At 68.8% G+C, this 25,955-nt stretch carries 24 protein-coding genes; 14 read left to right on the top strand and 10 right to left on the bottom strand.

Going from position 1 to position 25,955, the window contains the following annotated elements:
- Positions 1-2: 2 nt before the first annotated feature.
- The 5 genes from AC3FOF_RS06135 to gcvA all read right to left on the bottom strand — a co-directional run bounded on the left by AC3FOF_RS06135 (position 3) and on the right by gcvA (position 4,172).
- Positions 3-1,400: a DUF1800 domain-containing protein gene (locus AC3FOF_RS06135; protein ID WP_488726059.1), complete on the bottom strand. Its 1,398-nt coding sequence runs from the start codon at positions 1,398-1,400 to the stop codon at positions 3-5.
- Positions 1,401-1,444: 44 nt separating this feature from the next.
- Positions 1,445-1,930, bottom strand: a complete 486-nt coding sequence (locus tag AC3FOF_RS06130) for a periplasmic heavy metal sensor (RefSeq protein ID WP_488726058.1) — start codon at positions 1,928-1,930, stop codon at positions 1,445-1,447.
- A complete protein-coding gene (locus tag AC3FOF_RS06125) occupies positions 1,927-2,334 on the bottom strand; it encodes a hypothetical protein (RefSeq protein ID WP_488726057.1) in 408 nt (135 codons plus the stop codon). Before AC3FOF_RS06125 ends, AC3FOF_RS06130 begins: the two co-directional genes overlap by 4 nt.
- Positions 2,331-2,897 (bottom strand): RNA polymerase sigma factor, encoded by a 567-nt coding sequence (locus AC3FOF_RS06120; protein WP_488726056.1) that lies wholly within the window; start codon positions 2,895-2,897, stop codon positions 2,331-2,333. The genes AC3FOF_RS06125 and AC3FOF_RS06120 overlap by 4 nt, the downstream gene beginning before the upstream one ends.
- A 372-nt stretch (positions 2,898-3,269) precedes the next feature.
- On the bottom strand, positions 3,270-4,172 hold the full coding sequence (gene gcvA, locus AC3FOF_RS06115; RefSeq protein WP_035816297.1) for a transcriptional regulator GcvA: 903 nt from the start codon (positions 4,170-4,172) through the stop codon (positions 3,270-3,272).
- Between the two features lie 142 nt (positions 4,173-4,314).
- On the opposite strand from gcvA, the gene AC3FOF_RS06110 reads away from it, so the two are divergent.
- From AC3FOF_RS06110 to AC3FOF_RS06100, 3 genes are all read left to right on the top strand, one after another.
- Positions 4,315-5,298, top strand: coding sequence for a tripartite tricarboxylate transporter substrate binding protein BugE (locus AC3FOF_RS06110; RefSeq protein ID WP_276266440.1), 984 nt, complete (start codon positions 4,315-4,317; stop codon positions 5,296-5,298).
- Positions 5,299-5,311: 13 nt separating this feature from the next.
- Complete coding sequence (locus AC3FOF_RS06105) at positions 5,312-6,184, top strand: N-formylglutamate amidohydrolase (RefSeq protein ID WP_488726055.1); 873 nt, start codon at positions 5,312-5,314, stop codon at positions 6,182-6,184.
- Between the two features lie 266 nt (positions 6,185-6,450).
- Positions 6,451-7,257, top strand: a complete 807-nt coding sequence (locus AC3FOF_RS06100; protein ID WP_488726054.1) for a BspC domain-containing protein — start codon at positions 6,451-6,453, stop codon at positions 7,255-7,257.
- A gap of 103 nt (positions 7,258-7,360) precedes the next feature.
- On the opposite strand, the gene AC3FOF_RS06095 is transcribed toward AC3FOF_RS06100, so the two are convergent.
- Together AC3FOF_RS06095 and yaaA are read right to left on the bottom strand one after the other, a co-directional pair.
- The gene (locus AC3FOF_RS06095; RefSeq protein ID WP_017230966.1) at positions 7,361-8,503 is read right to left on the bottom strand and encodes a M14 family metallopeptidase; all 1,143 of its coding nucleotides are present in this window, start codon (positions 8,501-8,503) and stop codon (positions 7,361-7,363) included.
- A gap of 115 nt (positions 8,504-8,618) precedes the next feature.
- A complete protein-coding gene (yaaA, locus tag AC3FOF_RS06090; protein ID WP_488726053.1) occupies positions 8,619-9,404 on the bottom strand; it encodes a peroxide stress protein YaaA in 786 nt (261 codons plus the stop codon).
- Between the two features lie 39 nt (positions 9,405-9,443).
- On the opposite strand from yaaA, the gene AC3FOF_RS06085 reads away from it, so the two are divergent.
- Together AC3FOF_RS06085 and AC3FOF_RS06080 are read left to right on the top strand one after the other, a co-directional pair.
- Entirely contained in the window at positions 9,444-10,001 is a 558-nt protein-coding gene (locus AC3FOF_RS06085) for a putative toxin-antitoxin system toxin component, PIN family (protein WP_488726052.1), read from the top strand.
- Between the two features lie 54 nt (positions 10,002-10,055).
- Positions 10,056-11,249: a pyridoxal phosphate-dependent aminotransferase gene (locus AC3FOF_RS06080; RefSeq protein WP_488726051.1), complete on the top strand. Its 1,194-nt coding sequence runs from the start codon at positions 10,056-10,058 to the stop codon at positions 11,247-11,249.
- A 111-nt stretch (positions 11,250-11,360) separates the two neighbouring features.
- On the opposite strand, the gene AC3FOF_RS06075 is transcribed toward AC3FOF_RS06080, so the two are convergent.
- The gene (locus AC3FOF_RS06075; protein WP_017230962.1) at positions 11,361-12,002 is read right to left on the bottom strand and encodes a glutathione S-transferase; all 642 of its coding nucleotides are present in this window, start codon (positions 12,000-12,002) and stop codon (positions 11,361-11,363) included.
- A 223-nt stretch (positions 12,003-12,225) separates the two neighbouring features.
- Between AC3FOF_RS06075 and AC3FOF_RS06070 the strand changes: the two genes are divergently transcribed.
- The 4 genes from AC3FOF_RS06070 (at position 12,226) to AC3FOF_RS06055 (ending at position 16,596) form a co-directional block, all read left to right on the top strand.
- Positions 12,226-13,749 carry a 3-hydroxyacyl-CoA dehydrogenase gene (locus tag AC3FOF_RS06070; protein WP_488726050.1) on the top strand — a complete coding sequence of 508 codons (1,524 nt, stop codon included), beginning with the start codon at positions 12,226-12,228 and terminating at the stop codon, positions 13,747-13,749.
- 90 nt (positions 13,750-13,839) lie between these two features.
- Entirely contained in the window at positions 13,840-14,619 is a 780-nt protein-coding gene (locus AC3FOF_RS06065) for an oxepin-CoA hydrolase, alternative type (RefSeq protein WP_017230961.1), read from the top strand.
- Positions 14,620-14,718: 99 nt separating this feature from the next.
- Positions 14,719-15,453: a histidine phosphatase family protein gene (locus AC3FOF_RS06060; protein WP_017230960.1), complete on the top strand. Its 735-nt coding sequence runs from the start codon at positions 14,719-14,721 to the stop codon at positions 15,451-15,453.
- Positions 15,454-15,519: 66 nt separating this feature from the next.
- Positions 15,520-16,596, top strand: coding sequence for a phosphotransferase (locus AC3FOF_RS06055; RefSeq protein ID WP_276266321.1), 1,077 nt, complete (start codon positions 15,520-15,522; stop codon positions 16,594-16,596).
- Between the two features lie 127 nt (positions 16,597-16,723).
- On the opposite strand, the gene ggt is transcribed toward AC3FOF_RS06055, so the two are convergent.
- Complete coding sequence (ggt, locus tag AC3FOF_RS06050; RefSeq protein WP_488726049.1) at positions 16,724-18,577, bottom strand: gamma-glutamyltransferase; 1,854 nt, start codon at positions 18,575-18,577, stop codon at positions 16,724-16,726.
- A 247-nt stretch (positions 18,578-18,824) separates the two neighbouring features.
- On the opposite strand from ggt, the gene AC3FOF_RS06045 reads away from it, so the two are divergent.
- From AC3FOF_RS06045 to AC3FOF_RS06035, 3 genes are read left to right on the top strand one after another with little or no spacing between them, the layout of a single operon-like run.
- On the top strand, positions 18,825-20,462 hold the full coding sequence (locus AC3FOF_RS06045; protein ID WP_488726048.1) for a vWA domain-containing protein: 1,638 nt from the start codon (positions 18,825-18,827) through the stop codon (positions 20,460-20,462).
- Between the two features lie 18 nt (positions 20,463-20,480).
- Positions 20,481-21,188 (top strand): RNA polymerase sigma factor, encoded by a 708-nt coding sequence (locus tag AC3FOF_RS06040; RefSeq protein WP_488726047.1) that lies wholly within the window; start codon positions 20,481-20,483, stop codon positions 21,186-21,188.
- Positions 21,185-22,606, top strand: coding sequence for a hypothetical protein (locus AC3FOF_RS06035; RefSeq protein WP_488726046.1), 1,422 nt, complete (start codon positions 21,185-21,187; stop codon positions 22,604-22,606). The genes AC3FOF_RS06040 and AC3FOF_RS06035 overlap by 4 nt, the downstream gene beginning before the upstream one ends.
- Before the next feature lie 73 nt (positions 22,607-22,679).
- Here the strand turns inward: AC3FOF_RS06035 and AC3FOF_RS06030 are convergent, their stop codons facing one another.
- Positions 22,680-23,615: a LysR family transcriptional regulator gene (locus tag AC3FOF_RS06030; protein ID WP_035810573.1), complete on the bottom strand. Its 936-nt coding sequence runs from the start codon at positions 23,613-23,615 to the stop codon at positions 22,680-22,682.
- Positions 23,616-23,808: 193 nt separating this feature from the next.
- Here AC3FOF_RS06030 and AC3FOF_RS06025 point away from each other — a divergent pair, with 193 nt between their 5' ends.
- Both AC3FOF_RS06025 and AC3FOF_RS06020 read left to right on the top strand, forming a co-directional pair.
- On the top strand, positions 23,809-25,071 hold the full coding sequence (locus tag AC3FOF_RS06025) for an acyl-CoA dehydrogenase family protein (protein ID WP_017226310.1): 1,263 nt from the start codon (positions 23,809-23,811) through the stop codon (positions 25,069-25,071).
- Positions 25,072-25,231: 160 nt separating this feature from the next.
- Complete coding sequence (locus AC3FOF_RS06020) at positions 25,232-25,924, top strand: glutathione binding-like protein (protein WP_276265603.1); 693 nt, start codon at positions 25,232-25,234, stop codon at positions 25,922-25,924.
- Positions 25,925-25,955 lie beyond the last annotated feature (31 nt).

Raw genomic sequence — 25,955 nt, 5'->3', positions numbered from 1 at the left:
CATCACCTCCGTTGGAAATCGGGCGAAACCAGCAGCAAGGCCAGTGCGGTCTGGGCGCTTTCGGCGCGGGCGATGGCGCCGGCGGTCGGCGTCGACAGCGTGCCGGCAAGCAGCCTGGGGCCGAGTTCGCGCGCATCGAGGCGATCGCCGACACGCGCCGCCAGGCGCTGCGCCAGCTCTACGCGCCGCACCAGCGCATCGGGCGCGGCCCAGCTCGCGGCGATGTCGTCGTAGCCCGCCGGCGAGCCCGGCCGCCAGACCGGCTGGCCGAGCAGGGCCAGGATCGGCGCGAAGTGCGGCGCCCCCGCGCGCCCCCCCGCCTCGCGCAGCCCCAGGCCGCGCAGCGAGGACACGGCCCACTCCCACGGCGTCTTGAACTTGGCCGGCTCGCCGGCCCACGCCTCGGGCGACTGCACCAGTACGCGATACATCTCCGGCAGCGCGCCGCCGCTGCGCAGGTAGGCGTCGGACAAGCGCGCCACCAGCGCCGGCGGTGGCGTATCGGCGACGAAATGCCGGGCCAGCTTGGTGGCGAGATGGCTGGCGGTGGCTTCTGCCTGCGCAAGATCGTGCAGCACCGCCAGCGCCTGCGCCTCGCCCTGTTGCGGGTAGTGGCGGCCCAGGATGGTACGGGCGCCCGGCTCATGCACGCGTGGCCGGAACAGGAAGCGTCCCGGCTCGCCATCTTCGCGGGCGGCCAGGCCGGCGATGCTCCAGCCGGTCAGCGCGCGCGCGAATTCGGTCACGTCGGCCTGCTGGTAGCCGCTGCGCACGCCCAGGGTATGCAGTTCCATGATTTCACGCGCCAGGTTCTCGTTCAGCCCGAGCGGGCGCTCGGGAGCGCGCTGCGCGGCCACCTGCGCCGCCATGCTGTCGGGCCCGACCGAGCGAACCTGGTCCAGGAATATCTGCATGGCGGGGTGGCGCTCGACGGCAACCAGCATGTCCTCGAAGCGCCCGAGCACATGCGGGCGGATCGCCTCGGCCTCGAAGGCGCCGGCCAGCGCGGCCACCGCCGGCTTCTCCACCGAGACCGCGAAATGGTTAGCCCAGAAATGCACCAGCCGCTCGACGAACGGCGCCGGCGTAACCAGCGCGCTGGTCACGCGCGCGTCTACGGCGTCGCGGTAAGCCTCGCGCGTCTCGCGCTGCAACTGCTGGCGCGCCGCGGCCTTGGCGTCGGCCTGCGCCTGGCGGACCTCGCGCTGCTGGGCGCCGAACGCGGCGGCCAGCGCGGCTGTGCCGGGCTGCCCGCTCCAGGATGCGGGCAGCACTTCATAGCGCTCGAACTGGCCGAGCAGCCATGCACGCGGATCGGCCGGCAGCGGCTCGTCCGGGCGGGCGCCCAGCCCGAACCGGTTGACCGCGATCGCGGCGTCCGTCATGGCGGTGGTTGTCATGCCTTGCTCCCCTGGGACCTGGTCTTTAAGCACGCTCGCCGCCTTCATGGCGCCGCCGTGCGCGGCTGCGCCGGTGCGCTGCGCAGCGGGCCGCGCTGCACCAGCGCGTCGGCCAGCTGCTGCCGCTCGGCCGGCGATAGCGTGGCGGCAAAATCGACCACGCTCTGCTCGATACGGCTGCGCACTGCCGCATCGGCTTCGCGCGTGCGGGCGAGCGCCGCCGCCAGCGCCTCGCGCTCGAACTGCGGCTGCCGCAGCAACTGTTCCACCTGGTGGCGTCCCTCGCGCGCTGCGTCCACCTCCGGCGCCACGGCGCGGCGCGCGGCGCGCAACCCTTGCAGGAACTGGCGGCGCTGTCCGGCATCCAGGCCGTCGGCGGCAAAGCGCAAGCCGCGCGGCTGGACCGCGGCCGTGCGCTCGGCGGCGTACCAGCGATAACCGCCCCCGCCGATGGCACCCAGCAGGAACACATTGAGCAGCACCGAAATCGCCAGCACCACCTTGATCCGCTTCGGCATCCCCTCGTTCATTCCTCGCTCCCGTTGCGCGCCATGCCGCCAAAGGCGGTCGCCGCATAGGGCAGGTCGATGGCCGCCGGCGCCGGCAACGCAGCCAGCAACGCCGACATCAGCAACACGCCCGCCACGGTGCCGGCCAGGCCGGCGCCTGCCAGTCCCAGGCCGGACCACCACCAGGGCACACGCGGTGCCCGCGCCAGCGGCGCGCTGGCGGCAATGCGGCGCAGCAGCGCCGCGTCCGGCGCCGCCACCCGATGCGCGGCCAGCATGCGGTCGAGCGCCGCGGCGGCGTCGAGCGCGCCGCGGTGCTCGGGCAATGCGGCCATCGCCTGCCCTTGCGAGCGCTCCCCGGCCGGCCAGTGCGCCGGGTCGGCACCGTATATGTCGATCAGCGCGCGAAATCTTTCGGGTGTCATCGCAAGTCCTCATGATCGCCACCGTGCAGCAGCACAGCGCGCAGGCTGCGGCGGGCGCGGGCCAGCAGGCTTTCCAGCGCCTCGGTGCCGATGCCCATCAGCGCCGCCGCATCGGCGTTGGACAACTCCTGGTAGTAATGCAGCACCAGCGCCTCGCGCTGGCGCACCGGCAGCCGCGCCAGCGCAGCGCCCACGCGCGCCCCCTGCATGGCCGCCTCCAGCGCCTCCTCGGGCCCGGCCTGCGCCGTGGCCTGCTCGGGCAGGGACAGGGTCTCCACCGCCTGCTCGCGCACGCCGCGCAAGCGGTCGTAGCACAGATTCAACGCTACCCGGTGCAGCCAGGTGTCGAGGCGCGCCCCGCCTGGTTGCCAGCGCGCCGCATGTTTCCACAGCCGCACGAACGCTTCCTGCGCCACGTCCTCCGCTTCGCCGCGATCGCCCAACATCCGCGTGGCCAGCGCGAGCACGCGCGGCAACTTGCGCGCGATCATCTCCCGCACGGCGGCGGTGTCTTGCCGGCCAACCCGAGCCAGCAGCGCATCGTCCGGATCTATGTCGTTCAATGGTGGTGGCCCCGTGTTGCCTACCCATCGCCGCGCATGCCGCGCCCGCCCGGGGACGGACGCGGCTGCCCCCCGTCAGTAAACAAACACCGGTGCGCGGTAGTAAGGCCGGGCCGGCACGATCACGCACCCGCCGAGGGACACGGCGGCCAGAACCGCGATCAGAAGCGTCTTCATTGCTATCCCCTTGCTCCGGTTTCACAGCGATCTGCAAATGCCGGGCTGCACCGGCCACGCGGATGACGCGCGCGGGCTTGTCATGTCCGTCATGTCTCTTGAACGCCGTCGGGCGCAAAAACCGGTCGCGGAAAAGCGTAAGAATTGATTACAGGGAGGACGGCCGCCGCGGCACGCCGGCGTCGCCCGGCGCCCTCACACCACCACGTCGACCCCTTCCATCACCCACTGGCGGAAGGTCTGCAGCGCCGGCAGGTGCTGTTTCTGCTCCGGATAGCAGAGGTAGTAGCCCTTCTTGCTCAGCACACGGGCCGGATGCGCCACCACCAGCGCGCCGGTGGCAAGCTCCTCCTCGATCAGGCAGCGTGGGATCAGCGCGATGCCGAGCCCGGACATGGCCGCCTGGGTCAGCAAGGAGAACTGGTCGAAACGCGCGCCGCCCCATGCCTTGCGGGTCGACACGCCAAGCTCGGCGAACCAGTCGGGCCAGGCCTCGGGCACGGTGGTGTGATGCAGCAACGGATAGCGCAGCAAGCCCGACGGTGCGCGCGCCATGCCATCGGGATCGTCCGTCAGCAAGGCCGGCCGGCACACCGGCAGGACTTCGCGGCCGGTCATGTAGTCGGCCAGGCTGCCCGGCCAGACGCCGTCGCCAAAGCGGATGGCTGCATCGAGATCGGGCTGGGAGAAATCGTAGCCCTGCGCGTGCGGCACGAACTCAAGGCTGACCTCGGGATGCTTCTCGAAGAACTGCGGCAGGCGCGGAATCAGCCACTTGGCGCCCAGGGTGGGCATGCTGGCGATATGCAGGGTGCCGCCACGGCCCTGCCTGGAGATCAGTTCCACCGTGGCGGCCTCGATCTCGGTCAGGCTGGGACGGATGCGGTCCAGGTAGCGCCGCCCGGCGTCCGTGAGCATCAGGCGCTGGCGCACGCGCTCGAACAGGTCCACGCCCAGGAAAGCTTCCAGGCTGCGCACCTGCTTGCTGACGGCGCCCTGGGTAACGTGGAGCTCCCGGGCGGCGACCGTGAAGCTGTTGTAGCGCGCGGCGGCCTCGAAAGCCTGCAATTCAGTCAGCGACGGACACAAGCGTCGCATAAATAACCCCTTACTTCACTACCAAACGGAATGATCGCACGATTTTATTTCGTTTGCGGCCAGACTGCCCGAACAAGCAGAATCGTGAAAACCGCTGTTTTACCCTCTTCCATCCCCACTCTCCTCTTTCAGGAACCGCACCATGCAACGCCGTAACATGCTCCGCCTCCTTGCCGCCGCCACTGGTGCCGCCGCCGCCGGCCTGTCGCTGTCGGCTGCAGCCCAGGGCTACCCGACCAAGCCGATCTCGCTGGTCGTGCCGTTCCCGGCAGGGGGCACCACCGACATCGTGGCGCGCATTGTCGCCGACAAGCTCGGCCAGCAACTGGGCCAGACCGTGGTGGTGGACAACCGCGGCGGCGCGGGCGGCAGCATCGGTACCGGCTACCTGGCCAAGGCCGCGCCGGACGGCTACACCCTGGGCATCGCCACGGCGTCCACGCACGGCATCAACCCCGCCGTGTACCCGCGCCTGTCCTACGATGCCACCAAGGACTTCACCACCATCACCAACCTGGCTTCGGTGCCCAACGTGATGAGCATCAACCCGGCAGTCAAGGCCAGCGACATGAAGGGCTTCATCGCCCTGGCCAAGACCCAGCCGAACAAGATGGCCTACGGCTCGGCCGGCAACGGCAGCGTCTCGCACATGATGGGCGAGCTGTTCAAGATGAGCAGCAAGACCGAACTGCTGCATGTCCCGTACAAGGGCGTGGGCCCGGCGCTGAACGACGCCCTGGCCAACCAGGTCCAGGTGCTGTTCGACAACCTGCCCTCCTCGCTGCCGTTCATCGAAGGCGGCAAGCTGCGCGCCCTGGCCGTGGCCTCGCCCAAGCGCGTGCCGGCCCTGCCCAACGTGCCGACCTTCGCCGAACTCGGCCTGCCCGAGGTCAACGACGCCGCCTGGTTCGGCCTGATCGCGCCGGCCGGCCTGCCCGCTGACCTGCAGGCCAAGCTGCACGATGCCACCGTCAAGGTGCTGGCGCAGCCGGAAGTCAAGGCTAAGCTTGAAAAGCTGGGCGCGGTGCCGGTGGGCAACACGCCGGCCCAGTTCGCCGCGCAGATCAAGAGCGAAGTCGCGAAGAACAAGCGCATCGCCGCAGCAGCCAAGATCTCCCTGGACTAATTGCATCGCCATCATGACTGAAGCAGACCGAAAGACCGGGCCCAGCCCTTACCTCCTGCACCTGCCGCAAGGCGAGGGCAGCCCGCTCTTTCTCGATTCGCCGCACAGCGCCACCAGCTACCCGGTGGATTTCCGGCCAGCCGCCGGCCTGCCCCTGCCGCTGCTGCGGCAGGCGGAAGACACCTTCGTCGACGAGCTGTACGCCGACGCTCCCGCACGCGGCATCGCGCTGCTGTGCGCGGGCTTCCCGCGCAGCTTCCTCGATGCCAATCGCGGCATCGAGGAAATCGACGAAGCCCTGCTCGACGCGCCCTGGCCGGGCCCGCGCCAGGACACCTCCAAGGTCCGCCTCGGCAAGGGCCTGGTGTGGCGCGTGCTGGATACCGGCGAAGCCATCTACGACCGCAAGCTGAGCGTGGCCGAGGTGCAGCAGCGCATTACGCATTACTACCTGCCTTACTACGCGCAATTGCAGAAGCTGGCCGAGCACGCCATCGCCGCGCACGGCAGCGCGTGGCATATCAACTGCCACTCGATGCCGAGCCAGGCGGCGCAGTACGCCACCGAGCACCCCGGTCTCCAGCATCCGGACTTCGTGGTCGGTGACCGCGACGGCACCACCTGCGATACCCGCTTCACGGACCGCGTCGAAGGTGTGCTGAAGGAAATGGGCTACGACGTCTGGCGCAACCACCCGTACAAGGGCGTGGAGATCGTGCGCGTGGTGGGCCAGCCGGCGCAGCACCGCCACAGCCTGCAGCTCGAGATCAACCGCAAGCTGTACATGGACGAAGTGGGCCTCGCGCACAATGCAGGCTTCGGCAAGCTCAAGGCCGACCTCAACGCCCTGCTGGACGATCTCAAGGCCTTCGTCAAGACGGCCTGACGCGCGCTGCCGCACTGGTGGCCGCACTGGCCGCAGTGGCCGCGCACCGCCCGGCCACTGCGACGGGCCATAGCCAGCCGCGCCATCGCTCGCGATGGCGCGGCTGCGCCGAAGGCCGCACTCCGCTGCGCTGCGAGCGCCATGCGGGTCAGGTAGAACCCTAGGGTTCTACCTCAGGTCGGGAGATTTCGGAACTTTGCGGCATAGGTTTCCTCTATCATGGCAGACCTTTGCCAACCCCTTTTGCTTCAAAGCAAGACGATCCCGTGATCCGACGAATCTCTGACCTGATCAGCAGCCGGCTGTGCACGCTGGCCGCTGCAGTGGCAGGTGCGATCGCCCTGGTGGGCTGCGCCGATACTCCGCTCAATGACCGCGACGCCGTAGTGACACCCGCCATCGCCACCCCGGCCGCCGCCAAACCCGCAACCCCTGCCCCGGCAGCCAACCGCCCTGCGCCGCCCCCGCCCGCCACGGACACCGAGCCGGTCAAGACCGTGACCCTGCCGGCGCAAGGCCGCGTGAGCCTGGCCGAGTACCGCGCGCAGATGCGCCAGCAACTGATGCAAACCGAGAACGCCAGCCCGGACGTGGCCGATTGCGCCGCGCACGCCAGCTGGGTGGTGCCCCGTTCGGTCACCTTCGATGCGCTGAAGATCCCCACCGGCGCGCTCGGCGCCGGCCAGGCCACCGTGGAACCATGGGACGGCCGCTTCTCCCAGGGCAAGCAGGCGGTGCCGGTCAGCTCCGTGGTGACCTTCACCGCCACCGCGCACAAGCGGCACGCCGAGGCCCAGTGGGAACCGGTCAAGGTGCGCTGCGGCTATGCCGACGGCATGATGCTGGCCTACGAACTGCTCGACGGCAGCGGCACGGTCATCAGCGAGCCCGCGGCTGCCCCGGCGGTGCGCAGCAATACCCGCCGCGCCACCAGCACCCGGGGCCACAAGGGCGGCAAGACGGCCAAGGCCACCAGCACCAGGTCCGGCAAGGCAAGCGCGTCCAAGGCGGCCAGCGGCAAGAGCAGCGGCGCCAAGAGCACGGGCAAGTCCACCAGCAAGAAAAAGCACTAGGCTTCCCGCCGTTGCGCCGGGACGGGCCAAATGCCTGCCCGGCAGCCTCCTTGTCCAACTGCCGGACCTTTCCTCCGGAAGGCCGTGCCAGCCGGCCGCGCCGTCAATCCAGTTGCGCCAGCACTGCCTGCAGCATGGCAGCACCCAGCAGGGCGCTGCGCGCGCCGTTCCAGCCCACCGCCGGATCGGGATGGTCGGCATTGTCCTTGAACGGCATCTCCAGCGTCAGCGACAAGCAGCCAAAGGTATGGCCGATGTACTTCGAGGCAAGCTTGAGCGCATCGGCGTTGTACTTGCTGGCGGCATAACCGTGCACGTCCTGGAAATCCGGCGTCGCGCGCTTGAACGCGTCGATAAAGCGCAGCTGTTCGGCGCGCTGCGCCTCGGTGAAGCCCGGCAGCATCTCGCTGCCGGCGACGAAGTTATAGGGCAGGCCCTCGTCGCCATGGATATCGAAGAACATATCGCAGCCCGTGGCCTCGATGGCGCGGCGCACGTGATATACCTCCGGGCTGGCCTGCAGGCTGGGAGCCATCCACTCGCGGTTGAGGTTGGCCCCGGCCGCATTGGTGCGCAGGTTGCCGTGCGCCGATCCGTCGGGATTCATATTGGGCACGATATGGAATACGGCGCGCTCCAGCAGGCGTCGCGCCACCGGGTCGCCGCCCCACATGCCGGTGCCCGTCAAGCGTTGCAGCACGCCCTCGCAGAACCACTCCGCCATGGTTTCGCCGGGATGCTGGCGCGCGATCATCCAGATGGTCTTCTTGCCGTCGCCGGGCCTGCCGACCGTGACCGCCGTCATGTCGCGCCCTTCCACCGTGCTGCCGAGGTGCGATAGCCGCGCCAGCGGCGAGCGCTGGCAGGTGGCGACCAGGGCCAGGTGGCGGTCTTCCGAATAGGGCTCGAAGTAAGCCAGCCAGACGCTGTCATGTTCGGGCGTGAACGCCACCGTCATGGTGCTGCCGTCGAAGGTGGTGGGCACGCGGAACCAGCGCGCGCGGTCGTACGACGCCACTGCCTCATAGCCGCGCCAGCCATCGGGATAAGTGCAGTCGCCGGCATTCAGGAATTGCAGGCGGCAGGCCTGACCGGCCGCACCCTGCAAGCGGAAATGGAACCACTGGCGGAACTCCGCGTGCGAGTCGGCGCGGATGCGCAGCCGGATATCGCCGGCGTGCGCGATCGACTCGACTTCGATGGCGCCCGCATCGAAGCTGGAGGAGATATGCAGGGCAGAGGTCATGGCATGGTGTCTCGGAGAGTGCGCGCCGGGAGGCCTGCCGGGCCATCCCTGGCGCTGGGTTCGGGGGGCGGCAGGCAGGGTACGGGCGAGCCTGAACGCACTGCTTGCCGAAGCTTCAGTCTTCCAGCCGGCGGCGGAACACCCAGCGCGCATCGTCGGAAGCCGCTGCGTCGAAGGCATAGCCATGCTCGGCAAAGCGCTTGAGCCTGGCGGCCTCGGTGATGCGGTGGGTGACCGCGTAGCGGGCCATATAGCCGCGCGCCCGCTTGGCGTGGAAGGAGATGATCTTGTAGCGGCCGCCCTTCCAGTCCTCGAACACCGGGGTGACGATCCGGGCGTCGAGCACCTTGGGGCGCACCACCTTGAAATACTCCTCGGAGGCCAGGTTGACCAGGGTCGGGCTACCCTCCGCCTTCAGCGCCTTGAAGTCTTCCTTGAGCAGGTTCGTGACGTCGTCGCCCCAGAAGGCGTAGAGATCCTTACCGAGCGCATTGTCCAGGCGTGTGCCCATCTCCAGCCGGTAGGGCTGCATCCAGTCGAGCGGGCGCAGCACGCCGTACAGGCCGGACAGGATACGCACATGCTTCTGCGCGAAGCCGAGGTCGTCGCCCGACAGGCTGGACGCACCCAGCCCGTCATACACGTCGCCGTTGAAGGCCAGCACGGCCTGCTTGCTGTTGGCGGCGGTGAACTCGGGCGACCAGTCGCCATAGCGGGTGGCGTTGAGGACCGCGAGCTTGTCGGAAATGTCCATCAGCGCGCCGATATCCTGCGGCGCCAGCTTGCGCAGGCGCTCGATCAATACCGCCGAACGGTCGATGAAACGCGGCAGCGTATGGGTCTTCAGGCGCGGCGGCGTCTCGTAGTCGAGCGACTTGGCGGGGGACAGGACGATGAGCATGGCAAAATCGCGGCAAACACAAAGGCCTGATTGTAACGAATGCACCCCGACTCCACCGCAGTACCCGCCAATTCCCCGCCGGCAGCGCCGACCGCCCCGTGCCCGCTGGCCGCATCCGCGCCCCGGGTCGTGCTCGACTCCAATATCTGGGTCGACCTGCTGGTCTTCGCCGACCCGCATGTCGAGCCTATCCGCGCCGCGCTGCACAGCGGCGCGATTGCGGCGGTGATTCGCGCCGATTGCCGCGAGGAACTGCGCCGCGTGCTGGCTTATCCGCAATTCGCCCACTTCGGCGTCGATATTCCCGCCGCCATGGCCACAGTGGACCGCTTGACCTCCGCCATCGCCATCCCCGGCGAAGCCGACACGCTGGCTGCCCGCCTGCCGCGCTGCAAGGACACCGACGACCAGAAGTTCATCGAACTGGCGCACTTTGCCCGGGCGGCCTGCCTGGTTTCCAAGGATAAGGCCGTGCTCAAGCTGAAGGGCCGCCTGCGCCGCCTGAGCGGCGTCGAGATCCTGCTGCCCCAGGCGTTTCCCGCCTGGCTGGCGGGGCGCGCCGAGGCTGCCGCGCAGGCGCCGGCCGATCCCCGCTAGAATGCCAGCATCCCTTGCCGTCCCATCCAACCGCCCAGCCTGACGCCGCTTCCCATGTCCGCCGATTCCTCCGCCGTCCAGTCCGCCCCCCGCCTCGCCCCCCTGACGCCGCCGCTGTCGCGCCTGCCCAAGGTCGGCACCACCATCTTTACCGTGATGTCGGCGCTGGCCGCCGAGCGCAACGCCGTCAACCTCGGCCAGGGTTTCCCGGATTTCGACTGCGACCCCAAGATCGTCGATGCGGTCGCCCACGCCATGCGCGCGGGGCTCAACCAGTACCCGCCGATGGCGGGCGTGCCCAAGCTGCGCCAGGCCATCGCCGACAAGATCGGCCGGCTGTACGGCCACGCCTACGACTGGGACAGCGAGATCACGGTCACGGCCGGCGCCACCCAGGGCATCCTCACCAGCATCCTGTGCGCGGTGCATCCGGGCGACGAGGTGATCGTGCTGGAACCCTGCTACGACAGCTATATCCCCGCCATCGAACTGGCCGGCGGCAAGGTGGTTTCGGTCGCGCTCGACGCGCCGCACTTCCGCATTCCCTTCGACCGTCTCGCCGCCGCCATCACGCCGCGCACGCGGATGCTGCTGATCAACACGCCGCACAATCCCACCGGCACCATCTGGCGCGCCGGCGACATGGACCGGCTGGCCGGACTGCTGGCCGGCACCGACATCCTGCTGCTGTCCGACGAGGTCTACGAACACATGGTGTTCGACGGCCAGCCGCACCAGTCGGTATCGCGCCACCCGGAACTGGCGCGCCGCAGCTTCGTGGTGTCGAGCTTCGGCAAGACCTATCACGTCACGGGCTGGAAGGTGGGCTATGTGGCCGCCCCGGTGGCGCTCTCCGCGGAATTCCGCAAGGTGCATCAGTTCAATGTGTTCACGGTGAACACGCCGGTGCAGTGCGGTCTGGCCGACTACATGGCCGACCCCGCACCCTACATGGACCTGGCCGCCTTCTACCAGGCCAAGCGCGACTTCTTCCGCAGCGGGCTTGCCACCACCCGCTTCAAGCTGCTGCCGTCCGACGGCACCTACTTCCAGTGCGTGGACTACTCCGCCATTTCCGATATGAGCGAAGCGGATTTTTCGATGTGGCTGACGCGCGAGATCGGCGTGGCGGCGATCCCGGTCTCGGCCTTCTACTCGCAGCCGCGCGAGTCCGGCGTGGTGCGGTTCTGCTTTGCGAAGAAGGAAGAAACGCTGGCGCTGGCGCTGGAGCGGCTGAAGGCGCTGTAAGCACTGCGACGCCCGGCAGTCGTGCCCGCAGGAAACAACGCCCGCGATCCGCGGGCGTTGTTTCCTGCTCGTCTTGCGCAAACCCTCGCCTTGCGCCTTCTTGCCCGCGCCTTACCTGCGGCCGCTCAGCATCAGCTCCGTGTTGATCTTGCGATCCTCATTGACCTTCTGCACGGCCGGCCGCTCGGACATCCGCTTCAGGTAGTCCCTGACCGGCAGATCGGCCAGCATGTCGGTGCCGTAGATGATCTTGGTGCACGACGAGATCAGCGGGAAGTGCACCACGGCTGCGCAATCCGCCAGCGTAAACGTGTCGCCGGCCAGGTAGGGCGAAAACTTCGCCAGCTTGCCAAAGGCCGGGATATAGCGCTCCAGCAGCTTCTTCTGGCGCTCCTTGACGCCATCGCTGACCTTGCCGCCGAAGAAAGCCTCGGGGTAAAGCTCGCGCGCGGCCAGCTCCATGTACAACTCCAGGAAGGTCACCAGCTCGCGGACCTTGCCGGCCGCATAGGGGTCGGCGGGCAGCAGCGGCGTTTGCGGATAGGTCGACTCGATATAGGCGTCCAGCACTTCGGACTCGCATAGCGGGCCGCGATCGGTGATCATGTAGGGCACCTTGCCCAACGGTGACGCTTCGAGATCGGTCTTGCCGATCCAGGCCAGCTCCTCCTCGAACGGCACGTTCTTTTCCAGCAGGGCCAGCTTGACCTTGTTGTAGTAGTTGCTGGCGGCAAAGCCACAGAGCTTCAGCATGTCGTCTCTCTCCTCGGTATTGGCGACCCAGGGGGTGAATCGCCGTCAAATCAGGGGCGGAATGGTCCTGCGCGCCCATGGGCGAACAGGCATTGTGTGCCATGGCAGACTCTGGTGGTCCGCTCTGGCCGATCAGCGCACGCCGCCTGCATCGCCCCACTGTCGCGGATGATGCAAAAAACGTACGATCGTGCTAATTTAACCACACTTTTCTGGACGCACTATGAGCACTTTCAGCATCGACTCGGTAGGCATCGTCGGCACCGGCGCCATGGGCCGCGGCATTGCGCAGATCGCCGCGCAGGCCGGCCTGACCGTCAGCCTCTACGATACCAACCCGCAGGCCGTGGCCGCAGCCCGCCAATACCTGCAGGACACCTTCGCCAAGCTGGCCGACAAGGGCAGGATGAGTGCCGAGGAAGGCGCTGCCGCGCTGGCGCGCGTTGTGCCCTGCGCCACGCTGGACGACCTGGCCGGCTGCGACATGGTGCTCGAGGCCATTGTCGAGAAGCTGGAAGTCAAGCGCGACCTGGTGGCGAAGCTGGAAGCCATCCTGCGCCCGGATGCCGTGATCGCCTCCAACACCTCCTCGCTGTCGATCACCGCGATCGCGGTCGGCGCCAAGCAACCGGGCCGCATCGCAGGCTACCACTTCTTCAATCCCGTGCCGCTGATGAAGGTGGTCGAGGTGATCGACGGCCTGTCCGGCGACCCTGCCGTGGGCGATGCGCTGATGGCGCTGTCGCGCCGCCTGGGCCACACCCCGGTGCGCTGCAAGGACATGCCCGGCTTCATCGTCAACCATGCCGGCCGCGGCATGAACATCGAAGGCCTGAAGGTGGCGCAGGAAGGCGTGGCCGGCTTCGCCGATATCGACGCCATCATGCGCGAGCAGGCCGGCTTCCGCATGGGCCCCTTCGAGCTGATGGACCTGACCGGGCTGGACGTCTCGCACCCGGTGATGGAATCCATCTACAACCAGTTCTACCAGGAACCCCGCTACCGCCCGTCGCCCATCACGGCGATCCGCTCGGTGGGCGGCCTGATCGGCCGCAAGGCCGGCGCCGGCTTCTACCGCTACGCCGATGGCCAGAAGCAGGTGCCCGCCGCGCTGGCCGTGCCGGCCGCGCGCCCGGCCAGTGTGTGGGTGAGCCGTGCCGACGAGCGCGGCCATGACATGGCGGTCAAGCTGATCCTCGCGCTGGGCATGACGCCGGAAGCCGGCAACCACCCCTCCGGCGACGCCCTGATCGTGGTCACGCCGCTGGGCCTGGACGCCACCACCTGCGCGCTGCAGGAAGGACTGGACCCGACCCGCGTGGTCGCCATCGACACCCTGCTGCCGTTCGAAGCCACCAAGCGCCGCACGCTGATGACCTCGCCCGCCACCTCCGCCGCCATGCGCGAGGCCGCGCACGGCCTGTTCGGCAGCGATGGCGTGCCCGTGACCGTGATCCGCGACTCGGCCGGCTTCGTGGCCCAGCGCATCGTCAGCTGCATCGTCAATATCGCCAGCGACATCGCGCAGCAGCGCATCGCCACGCCGGTCGACATCGACCTCGCCGTCAACCTCGGCCTGGGCTACCCCAAGGGCCCGCTGGCGCTGGGCGACGCGATCGGCCCGCACCTGGTGCTGACCGTGCTGCGCAACCTGGAACGCCTGACCGGCGACATGCGCTACCGGCCCAGCCCGTGGCTGTGGCGCCGCGCCGGCCTCGGCCTGTCATTGCTGGCCGAAGAGCAATAAGAACCGCGACCGCAGGCCCCCCGGCCTGCGGTCGTTTCGTATCCGATCCCGCTTCTGATCTCCTGCATCCGCACATCCGCACAGGCCGCCATGACCGCACAGCTGCTTTCCGAACGCGTCGACTCCACCCTGGTGCTCACCATCTCGAACCCCGAGGCACGCAATGCGCTGCACCCGGACATCTACGCGGCCTCGCAGGAGGCGCTTGAGCTCGCCTCGCGCGACAGCGAGGTGCGCGCCGTGGTCATCACCGGCGCCGGCGGCGTGTTCTGCGCCGGCGGCAACCTCAACCGCCTGCTCGGCAACCGTGCCAAGCCACCCGAGGTGCAGGCCGAGAGCATCGAAGTCCTCAACCACTGGATCGAAACGCTGCACGCTTTTCCCAAGCCCATCATCGCCGCGGTGGAAGGTCCCGCCGCAGGCGCCGGCTTCTCGCTGGTGCTCGCCTGCGATTTCGTGGTCGCCGCCAGCGACGCCAAATTCGTGATGGCCTATGTCAACGTCGGGCTGACGCCTGACGGTGGCGGCTCGTACGAACTGGCGCGCGCCCTGCCCCGCCAGCTCGCCTCCGAGCTGATGATGGAAGGCAAGCCCGTCGATGCCGCGCGCCTGGCCCAGTTCGGCCTGGTGAACCGCGTGGTGCCGGCCGGCCAAGCGCTCACGGAAGCACTGCGCCTGGCCGAATCGCTGGCCACGCGCTCGCCGCATGCCGTGGGCCGGATCAAGGCGCTGATCAACCATGCCGGTACCGCCAGCCTTACCGAGCACCTGGCCGAGGAGCGCAACAACTTCGTGGCCGCGCTGCATCACCAGGATGCGGGCGAAGGCATCGGCGCCTTCCTGGAGAAGCGCAAGCCCAACTACCGCTGACCGGCCGCCCCCGCCGATTCGCCAGCCAGCCTCGCCACGCAAGACCACGCCGACCATGCCCGCGCAGACGGACAGCTCGGCAACGCACCGGAGACCTGCATGGAATTGCCGCCCTCGCCCCGCCGCCGCGTCTACCTGATGCGCCATGGCGCAGTGACCTACTTCGACGCGACCGGCCGCCCGGCGTTGCCCGAGCTGGTGCCGCTCAATGAAACCGGCCGCGCGCAGGCCAGCGCGGCCGGCCGCGCCTTTGCCGCGGAACACATCCGCTTCGACCGCATCATCGTCAGCGGACTGCCGCGCACCGTGGAGACCGCCGAGCGCGTGCTGGCGGAATTGCCCGATATGGCCAACGCCGCGCTGGAAACCTGGCACGAGCTGCAGGAGATCCGCGGCGGCAAACTGGCCGGCATCAGCGACGACAAGCTGCGCGACGCCTTTATCGGCGCCTTCGAAGGTGAAGTCCCCGAACACAAGCGCTTCCTCGACGGCGAAAGCGTGGGCGAATTCCTCGACCGCGTGCTGCCCGCCCTGCGCCGCCTGCGCGACGATCCGGACTGGGACACTGTCCTGCTGGTATTGCATGGTGGCACCAACCGCGCCATCCTGTCCCATGCCATCACCTGCGGGCGCCGCGTGTTCTACGGCAGCCTGATGCAGACGGCCGGCTGCATCAACGTGCTGGACGTAGGCGACGATCCGCTCGACTGGGTGGTGCGCATGATCAATTACTCGCCGCCCACGCCCGTGCACAGCGGCACGCGCCACACCACCATGGAGGTGCTGCTGCACCAGTACCTGCGCTTTCGCGACCAGCGGGGCCCGGTGCGCTAGCCCCGTGCAGACATGGAAATTCGAATCTCGTCATTACCGGAACATACCCAAAAAAACGGAGACAGCATGAGCACCAACGTTTCGAACTTCGAAGGCACCCGCGAGGTGGCCGAGCAGCAACGCTTCGACATGGCCGCGCTGGAGGCCTGGATGCGCGAGCATGTGGCAGGCTTCGCCGGACCGCTCGCCATCGAGCAGTTCAAGGGCGGCCAGTCCAACCCCACCTTCAAGCTGATCACGCCAGCCCGGACCTATGTCATGCGCGCCAAGCCCGGCCCGAAGTCCAGGCTGCTGCCCTCGGCCCACGCCATCGAACGCGAGTACCGCGTCATGGCCGCGCTGGCGGGCACCGACGTGCCGGTCGCGAAAATGTATGCGCTGTGCGAAGACGAAGCCGTGATCGGGCGCGCCTTCTACATCATGGAGTTCGTCGCCGGCCGCGTGCTGTGGGACCAGTCCCTGCCCGGCATGACGCCCGCCGAGCGCGGCGCCATCTACGACGAGATGAACCGCGTCATCGCCGCGCTGCACAGCGTTGACTACCAGGCCATCGGCCTGGGCGACTACGGCAAGCCGGGCAACTACTTCTCGCGCCAGATCGAACGCTGGAGCAAGCAATACAAGCTGTCCGAAACCGAGAGCATCCCCGCCATGGATTCGCTGATGGCCTGGTTGCCCGAGCACATCCCCCAGGAAGACGCCGACCTCACCGCCATCGTGCATGGCGACTACCGGCTCGACAACCTGATGTTCCACCCCACCGAGCCGCGCGTGCTGGCGGTGCTCGACTGGGAACTGTCCACGCTGGGACATCCGATGGCCGATTTCGGCTACCACTGCATGAGCTGGCATATCGCCCCGGGGCAGTTCCGCGGCATAGCCGGGCTAGACCATGCGGGACTTGGCATTCCCGACGAGGCGGCTTACCGCCGGACGTATGAGCAACGCACGGGCCGGCCGATCACCGGCGACTGGAATTTCTACCTGGCCTTCAGCATGTTCCGGATCGCGGGGATCCTGCAGGGGATCATGAAGCGGGTGGTCGATGGCACGGCTTCGTCGGCGCAGGCGCTGGATGCCGGGAAACGGGCGCGGCCGATGGCGGAGATGGGCTGGGAATACGCCAAGAAGGCAAAGCAGTAAGGCGCTTGCTGCCGAGCGTGCCGGGGCCTGACTGGGGGCTGCAGGGCCCACATCGGGTCCCTGCAAAAAACCCACCAGGACAACCATCGTCATTGCCGATGGTTTTGGCGCATCCGGCCGGCTTGGACTAGTCTCCCAGCGCAACCCCTTCCCTGCGCGGGTCGGCGCCGCCAGCCCAGGCCCACTTGCCGTCGGGGCGCTGGCGGCGCATGATGGCCTGTGTACCGCTGGTCATCTCGATCTGCGCGACCTCATGCCCACGGTCCTTCAAGCCCTGCACCAGCGCCGGGCTGGCCAGTCCGGCCTCCAGTTCCGTCGGCCCGTTGCGGCTGCCGAAGTTGGGCAGGTTGATGGCAGCCTGCACATCCATCTTCCAGTCCAGCAGCCCGACCAGGGTCTTGGACACGTACTCGATGATCTGCGAGCCGCCCGGCGAGCCCACCGTCGCGACCAGATTGCCGGTCTCGCGGTCGAACACCAGCGTCGGCGCCATCGATGAACGCGGGCGCTTGCCGGCCTGCACGCGGTTGGCGACCGGCTTGCCGTTTTCGCTAGGCACGAACGAGAAGTCGGTGAGCTGGTTGTTGAGCATGAAGCCGCGCACCATCAGGTGCGAACCGAAATAGCTCTCGACGGTGGTGGTCATCGAGAGGGCACCGCCGGCGTCGTCGACGGCAACGATCTGCGAAGTGGAAATGCGCGGCGGCGAACGGTCCGGTGCCAGCGCGAGACTGGCGCCAGGGGGCACGCCGGCATCGGCCTTGTCCATGCTTTGCTCGCCGATCAGGCTGGCGCGCTGGGCCAGGTAATCGCGGTTCAGCAGACCCGCGACATTGACAGGCACGAAGTCGGGGTCCGCCAGGTAGAGACCACGATCGGCATAGGCCAGCCGCCCGGCTTCGGCAAGCGCGTGCACGGCTTCGACGCGGGGTTCGGCGCCTGCCGGCGTGGCCGCCGGCCTGGGCGTCATTGCGGCCAGCGCATATTTCGGGTCTTTCGCCTCGAGCGCCTGCAGGGTGCCGAGCATTTGCGCGATCGCGATGCCTCCCGAGGACGGCGGTGGCATGCCGCAGATCTTCCAGCGCTTGTAGTCGCTGCAGATGGGCTCGCGCTCCCTGGCGCGGTAGCCTTTGAGATCGGCCAGCGAGAGCGAGCCGGCATTGGCGCTGCCGTTGACCTGCCTGACGATGTCGCCGGCGATGGGGCCGGTATAGAGCGCGTCCGGGCCGTGGCGGGCGATGTCGCGGAGCGTCTGCGCCAGCGCCGGATTCTTCAGCAGCGTGCCGACCGGCTTGGCCTTGCCGTCCGGGGTGAGGAAATAGGCGGCCATCTCGGGGGATGCCGGCAGGAACTTGTCCGCGGCGACCTGCGTGTAGAGGCGCGGCGAGATCGGGAAGCCCTGCTCGGCCAGCGCGATGGCCGGCTCGAACAGCCTGGCCCAGGGCAGCTTGCCATGCTGGCGATGGGCCAGCTCCAGCGCGCGCAACACGCCCGGGACCCCCACCGAACGCCCGCCGATCTGCCCCTCGCTGAAGCTCATGGGCTTGCCGTCGGGCCGCAGGAAGAGCTTCTCATCGGCCCCGGCGGGCGCGGTTTCCCGGCCATCGTAGGTCTGCACGCGCCTGCCGTCCCAGTACACGATGAAGGCGCCGCCGCCGATGCCGGTGGCCTGTGGTTCCACCAGCGTCAGCACGGCCTGCATGGCGATGGCCGCGTCGATGGCCGAGCCGCCGGCGCGCAGGATGGTGCGCCCGGCTTCGGTGGCCAGGGGATTCGCCGCCGCGGCCATGTGCTGGTCGGCGTATGCGGTGGCGAGACCTTGCCGGTAGCCGGACGCCACTTCCGGCGCGGCCGGCAGCACGGACGCTGCCGGCGCCGCCGGTACGCCGGTTTGGGTGGCACACGCGCCAAGCAGCGCAAGCGCCGCCGCGGCAGCCAACGGTCCGCGCCATAGCGCCGGTGAATAAGCCTGGATTGCCATGCGTTCGACCTCCTCGAAGAAAGCGTCGATTCTAGGCCCCGCACCCGCACCCGTGCCACCCTCGCCGCCCCCTGGGGGCAACACGGATGGACCGTACGGTGCAAACATGCGTCGCCACGCCGGTCCGGCACAGCCGCTGTCCATCGCACAAATCTGTGCGCGCTTAACCCCGTGCGGCGCCCTGCCTCGTTTCACTGACAGCGCCCTGCCGCCGGCACCGCCGGCGCGGCCTTTCAGGAGAAGAAAAATGTTTCAGCGCTTGGGAGTCATGGCCATGGCCTTGGCACTGGCCGCCTGCGGCCTCCATTCCGCAACCTCGCCGGCCGAGTACGCCGGCGGCACGCCGGCCAGGCGCCCGTATGCCGCGCTGATGCCATCGCCCGCGCCCTACCCGCAACCCGCTGCCGCGGGCGCACCGGAGCGCGAACGCTATGCCGCCATCGACGAAAACGGCGTGCAGCAGGTAGCGCAGGCTCCCGTTTCCACCTTCAGCATCGACGTGGACACCGGCAGCTACAGCAATGTGCGCCGCCTGCTCAACGCCGGCCGCTTGCCGCCCGCCGATGCGGTGCGGGTGGAGGAACTGGTCAACTATTTCCCCTACGACTATGCGCAGCCGCACGATGGCCGTCCCTTCGCCGTGCACGCCGACGCCGCGCCAGCGCCGTGGCATGCGCACAACGTGCTGCTGCGCATCGGCATCAAGGCGGCCGACGCAGCCCGCGACAGCCTGCCGCCGGCCAACCTGGTGTTCCTGGTCGATGTGTCGGGCTCGATGTATTCGGCCGACAAGCTGCCGCTGCTGAAGTCGTCGCTCAAGCTGCTGACCAATGCCCTGCGGCCGCAGGACCGCATCACCCTGGTGACCTACGCCAGCGGCACGCGGGTGGTCCTGCCGCCCACCCCCGGCAGCGACAAGGCCGCCGTCACCGCGGCCATCGATTCGCTGGTGGCGGGCGGCTCCACCGCCGGCGCAAGCGGCATCGCGCTGGCCTACCAGGCCGCGCAGCAAAGCTTTATCGCCGGCGGCATCAACCGCGTGCTGCTGGCGACCGATGGCGACTTCAACCTCGGCATCACCGACTTCCGCCAGCTCAAGGCGATGGTCGCGGAGAAGCGCAAATCGGGCGTTTCGCTCTCCACGCTGGGCTTCGGCACCGGCAACTACAACGACCATCTGATGGAACAGCTCGCCGACGCCGGCGACGGCGCCTACTCCTATATCGACAACCTGATGGAGGGCAACAAGGTGCTGGTGGAAGAGCTCAGCTCCACGCTGGCCACGGTTGCGCGCGACGTCAAGATCCAGGTGGAATTCAATCCCGCCACGGTCAAGGAATATCGCCTGATCGGCTACGAGAACCGGGCGCTGCGGCGCGAGGACTTCAACAACGACCAGGTCGATGCCGGCGACATCGGCGCCGGCCATACCGTGACCGCGCTCTATGAGCTGACGCTGGCGGACCAGCCCGGCCTGCTCGACCCCTTGCGCTACCAGCCGGCCAGCGCTGGCAGGCCGCAAGGCAAGCGCGGCGCCGGCGGCGAGCTGGCGCACATCAGGCTGCGCTACAAGCTGCCGCAGGCCCAGGCCAGCGAGTTGCTCGATCTGCCGGTGCGGGCTGCCGCGGTGCGGCCGCTGGCGCAGACCGACGACGCCTTCCGCTTTGCCACGGCGGTGGCCGGCTTCGGCCAGGTGCTGCGCGGCGGTACCCATGTCGGCACCTGGGGCTACGCCGACGCGCGGGCCCTGGCGCTGGATGCGCGCGGCACCGACCGCTACGGCTATCGCGGCGAATTCATCAAGCTGGTCGACCTGGCCCAGGCCCTGGCCACGCGCGCGCCGCTGGCGCAAGGCGACGGCGCCGCCAGGGAACCCGCGCACTGAAGAGAGCCGGATGCCGGGATGTCAGCACGCGCCAGCGCGCACCGGCATGCCGGTGCGCACGGCATCGGCCGGCGCTGTCATATACTGCCGCGCATGAATGCCTTCGTGCCCGGCGCCTCGTCCGCCGACCCAGCCGCAAGCCGTCCCGCCGGACTGGCCGCGCTGCCCGATACCGACCTGATGCTGCTGGTCGCCAATGGCCTGATCGAGCAGCCGGTGGCGGAGCTGTTTCGCCGCCACAATGCCGCGCTGTACAACTACGTCGCCTGGCTATGCCAGGGCGATGCCGGCGAGGCCGAGGATGTGGCCCAGAAGACCTGGGTCAAGCTGATGACCCGCTGCGGCGACTACCAGCCCAGCGCGGCCCTGCGCACCTTCCTGTTCCAGATCGCGCGCAACACCTGGCTGGACCAGTTGCGCGGCGCCTACCAGCGCCAGCGCGACACGCTTGAAGAGACCCATCTCGCCCTGCCGTCCGACGACCTCAGCCCCGAGGCCGAGGCGCAGCTGCGGCAGAATCTGCAAGGCGTGCGGCAAGCCCTGCTGGCGCTCCCGCCGGCGCAGCGCGAGGTGATCGTGCTGCGTTTCTTCAGCGAGATGAGCGTGGAGGACATCGCCCTCACGCTGGGCGAAAAGTTCGAGACCATCAAGAGCCGGCTACGCTATGCTTTCGCGCGGCTGCGCGACAGCCTGGCAACGGCGGCCTCGCAGGAGCGGCTGCCATGAGCGCGGACGAGCGCTTTATCGCTGGCGAGGACCGGCTCGCGGCACTGCTGCGAGCGCTGCCCGCCATGGTGCCGCCCCCCTCGCTGGAAGCCTTGGTGATGGCCGCGGCGCGTGCCGAGCAGGCCGCGCGGCAAGGGCGGCCCACGCTCGCGCCACCCCCCCCCGCCGCCATGCCCTCCAGGCTCCGGGCCTACGCCCGGCAAGCCGGGAGCCCTGCCGACGAAGACATCGGGGACGCCAGCCTGGACTTCACCGCGCCGCCCGGATTGCAGGCCTCGGTCATGGCAGAAGCGGCGCGGCTGCAGGCAGCGCAGGCAGCGCGCCGCACCGCCACGCTGGACGAAATCCGGCGCGGCGACCCCGCCCGGAGCGTGCTCGGGGCGCAGGTCGGCAAGGAAACCCAGGCCTGGCTGCGGGAGCACGCGCAAGCCGGGCCGCAGGCCGCAGGCAAGCCGGCCGCCGCCAGGGCGGCCCGGCGCTGGTGGCCCGCGCTGGGCGCGCTCGCGGGCGCCGCGGGCGTGGCCGTGCTATCGCTGCAGATCGTCATGCGCCAGCTCGACCTGCGCGACGGCGCCATCGTGCTGCCCGCCGAAGCGCCGGTGAAGGACAAGAAGAACGGCCCGCCCTCCACCCCGGCAATGCAGGCCGATGCTGCCAGCCCGGCCGCGCAGGCGCGGCAGCAGCCGCCTCAGGCAACCCCACCGCAGCCCGCGCAAGCCGGCTCCGCCACGCGGCAGCCATCGCAGGCAGCGCGCGCCGAGGCGCCGCCACCCGCGGCATCCGCACAGGCAAGGAGCACGCCGGCTGCCGAAACGAGGAGCGAAGCCGCGCCGCAGGCGCTGGCGGCGCGGGCGGGGCCGGCGCCAGGCAGCCCAACGCCGGCCCCGGCTGCCTCCGGCTATGCGGACGCACCGCCAGCAGCGGCGCCGGCGGCACCAGCCATGCCCGCGCCGCCAGCGATGGCACAGATGGCGCCGATGCCTCCCCGCGCGCCCATCGCTGCGCCAGTGCCGCCGGCACCGATCGCACCGCCAGCGGCGGCACCCGCCTTCCAGGCGCCGCCGCTGGCCCTGCGAGCCAGTCCGGCGCCTGTATCCGAAGCGGCGCGTGCAAGCGTGCCGGCGGCGCGCGGCCAGCCGGCAGTGTCGTGGACGATGAGTTTGCGGGAAGAGCCTCAGCTGGCGCTGGAACGCCTGTTGCCCGAGACGGCGGACACCGCGCAGGCCGCCGGCAAGCCGCTGGCGCTGCGCATCGCCGCGGCATCGCCGGCGAGCCCCGAGGTCAGGGCCTGGGTCGAACGGCTATGGCAGGCCGTGCCTGCGCCACGCCGGCCACCGCTGCCTTATGCCGTGCAGGCCGACAGCTCGCTGCCGCCCGCCACCCTGCGCATCGAACGCCAGGCCGACGGCGCGCCCTGAGGGCACTCGCAGTGCGCTGCCCTGCGGTTGGCGACCGGCGTGCGGCGCGCGACGCCGCGGCAAGCCGGCATGCTCAGCCCGGCGGCACTTCGCCCTGTCCGCCGCCCAGCGCGGCGATCACCGCCAGCAACTGGTCACGCAGCCAGCGATTGGCCCCATCGTTCTCGCCCCCCGCATGCCAGTAGAGATGCAGTTCGAGCGAGGGCACCCTGAACGGCAGCGCAAGCAGGCGGTTGGCATAGGGTTCGTTGGCGATGCGCGCGTAGCGTAGCGGCAGCGTGGCCAGCAGGTCGGTGCAGCTGACCACGCGGCAGGCTGCCGCGTAGTGCTGGCAGCGCAGCCGCACCCGGCGCGTCAGCCCCATGCGGTGCAAGGCCTGATCCTCCAGCCCGGCACCGCGCCGGCGCGACGACACGTGGACGTGCTCGGCGGCAAGGTAGCGATCCAGCGTCAGTTCCTTTTTCACCAGCGGATGATCGCGGCGGGCCAGCACCACCATTGGATCGGCCATGAACGGCGCATGGTGGATGGCCGGCGATACCGGCAGCAGGATATCGATGGCGGCGTCCAGCGTGCCCGCCAGCAACTCGGACTCCATCTCGCGCCGGTCGAAGCGGATCGCGGCGATCTCCACCTGCGGCGCCACCGAGGTCACGCGCGTCATCAGCGGTGGCAGCAGCGTCGACTCCAGCGCATCGCGCATGCCGATGGTAAACCGGCGCACCGTGGCCGCCGGATCGAAATGCGGCGTATCTTGCAGGGTCCGCGCGAAGGATTGCAGCGCGGTGCGCACCTCGGCAGCCAGCGAACGCGCCAGCGGCGTGGGCGCCATGCCCTGCCCGCGCCGCTCGAACAGCGCATCGTCGAACAAGGTGCGCAGGCGCCCGAGCGCATGGCTGACCGCCGGCTGGGTCAGGTTGAGCTGGCGTGCGGCGGCCGTGATGCTGCCTTCGCTGTAGATAGCGTCGAACACCACGAAGAGATTCAGGTCGATGCGGGAGAGCTGCATGGCTGGCATTCTGGCACGGAATGCATCGCATTGATACTGGCAAATCCAGAAAATTCATTTTTGTAATTACATGGATTGCGGTACAGTCCTTCTCAGTCGGCGCAAACCGCGTCCGCCGGTGCCGGAAACGGCCCACCGCAACCCGCGGCGGCCCAACCGGAAACCGGCCTCACTCAGAGGTGGAGGAGACCACATGCAATTCGAGTACACCCCCAAGGTCAAGGAAATGCAGGCGCGCCTGCTGGCCTTCTTCGACAAGCACATCTATCCGAACGAGAAACGCTTCTACGCCGAGATCCAGGCCAACCGCCAGGCCGGCAACGCCTGGGTGCCGACCAAGGTCATCGAGGAACTCAAGCCGCTGGCGCGCGAAGCCGGCCTGTGGAACCTGTTCCTGCCCCACTCCAAGCGTGCCCCGGAAGGCCTGTCCAACCTGGAATACGCGCCGCTGTGCGAGATCATGGGCCGGGTGCCCTGGTCGGCCGAAGTCTTCAACTGTGCCGCGCCCGACACCGGCAACATGGAAACGCTGGAGCGCTACGCCTCGGAAGAACTCAAGGACAAGTGGCTGGAGCCGCTGCTGCGCGGCGAGATCCGCTCGGCCTTCCTGATGACCGAGCCGGCCGTGGCGTCGTCGGACGCCACCAACATCTGCTGCAGCATCCAGCGCGATGGCGACGAATACGTGATCAACGGCACCAAGTGGTGGTCGTCGGGCGCGGGCGACCCCCGCTGCCAGGTCTATATCGTGATGGGCAAGACCAGCCCGGATGCCGGGCGCCATGAGCAGCAATCGATGATCGTGGTGCCGGCCGATACCCCGGGCATCACCATCAAGCGCTTCCTGCCGGTGTTCGGCTACGACGACGCGCCGCACGGCCACATGGAGATCGAGCTGAAGGACGTTCGCGTGCCGGCAGCCAACATCCTGCTGGGCGAAGGCCGCGGCTTCGAGATCGCCCAGGGCCGCCTCGGACCGGGCCGCATCCACCACTGCATGCGCAGCATCGGCGTGGCCGAGCGCGCGCTGGAACTGCTGTGCAAGCGCGCGCTGTCGCGCGTCGCCTTCGGCAAGCCGGTGGCCAGCCAGGGCGTGACGCGCGAGCGCATCGCCGAAGCGCGCTGCGAGATCGAAATGGCCCGCCTGCTGACGCTCAAGGCCGCCTATATGATGGACACCGCGGGCAACAAGGTGGCCAAGGCCGAGATCGCCATGATCAAGGTAGTGGCGCCGAACATGGCCCTGAAGGTGATCGACTGGGCCATCCAGGTACACGGCGCCGCCGGGGTCAGCGACGACTTCCCGCTGGCTTCGTGGTGGGCGCACCAGCGCACCCTGCGCCTGGCCGACGGTCCGGACGAGGTGCACCGCAACGCCATCGCCAAGCTGGAACTGGCCAAGCACATGAGCCTGAATCCCGACGACATCAGCATGCCGGTGACGCGCGGCTTCTAAGCCGCAAACCCCGCCTTGCCGCCGGCCCTGCCGGCAACATGGAAACGCGCAGCCTGTCTGCGCGTTTTTTTCTTCTGTGATTAAATCGCGCGGTTCGCCACCTCAGTGGTTGGTGTGGCGGTTACATGTTCGCAGCGTTCTCAGCCAGGAGCCCCATCCGATGATCGACGTCTACAGCTGGCCCACCCCCAACGGCCACAAGGTTCACATCATGCTCGAGGAGTGCGGCCTCGAGTACAAGGTCCACCCCATCAACATCGGCGCCGGCGACCAGTTCGAGCCCGACTTCCTCAAGATCAGCCCGAACAACAAGATCCCGGCCATCGTCGACGCCGACGGCCCGGACGGCCAGCCCATCTCGCTGTTCGAATCCGGGGCGATCCTGCTGTACCTTGCCGGCAAGACCGGCAGGTTCCTGCCCGAGGACGTGCGCGGCAAGTACGAGGCGCTGCAGTGGCTGATGTTCCAGATGGGCGGCGTGGGCCCGATGCTGGGCCAGGCGCACCATTTCCGCATGTATGCGCCGGAGAAGATCGAATACGCCATCAACCGCTATACCAACGAGGCCCACCGGCTCTACGGCGTGATCGACAAGCAGCTGTCGGCGCATGCCTGGCTGGCCGGCGACAGCTATTCCGTGGCCGACATCGCCACCTTCCCCTGGCTGCGCAGCTGGCAGAACCAGGGCGTGGAACTGGACGACTACCCGCACCTCAAGCGCTGGTTCAACGAGATCGCCGAGCGCCCCGCGGTCAAGCGCGGGGTCGAGGTCCTGGCCGCGGAACGCAAGCCCATCCGCGACGACAAGGAACGGGAAATCCTGTTCGGCGCCACGCAGTACCAGCGCCGTTGAGCCTGCCGCGCCAAGGCCGGAAAGCGGCGCA

This window comes from Cupriavidus sp. 96C5-1 (assembly GCF_057798855.1).
Note: the sequence above shows the minus strand (reverse complement) of the source record. Positions and strands in the feature narration are given on the sequence as shown.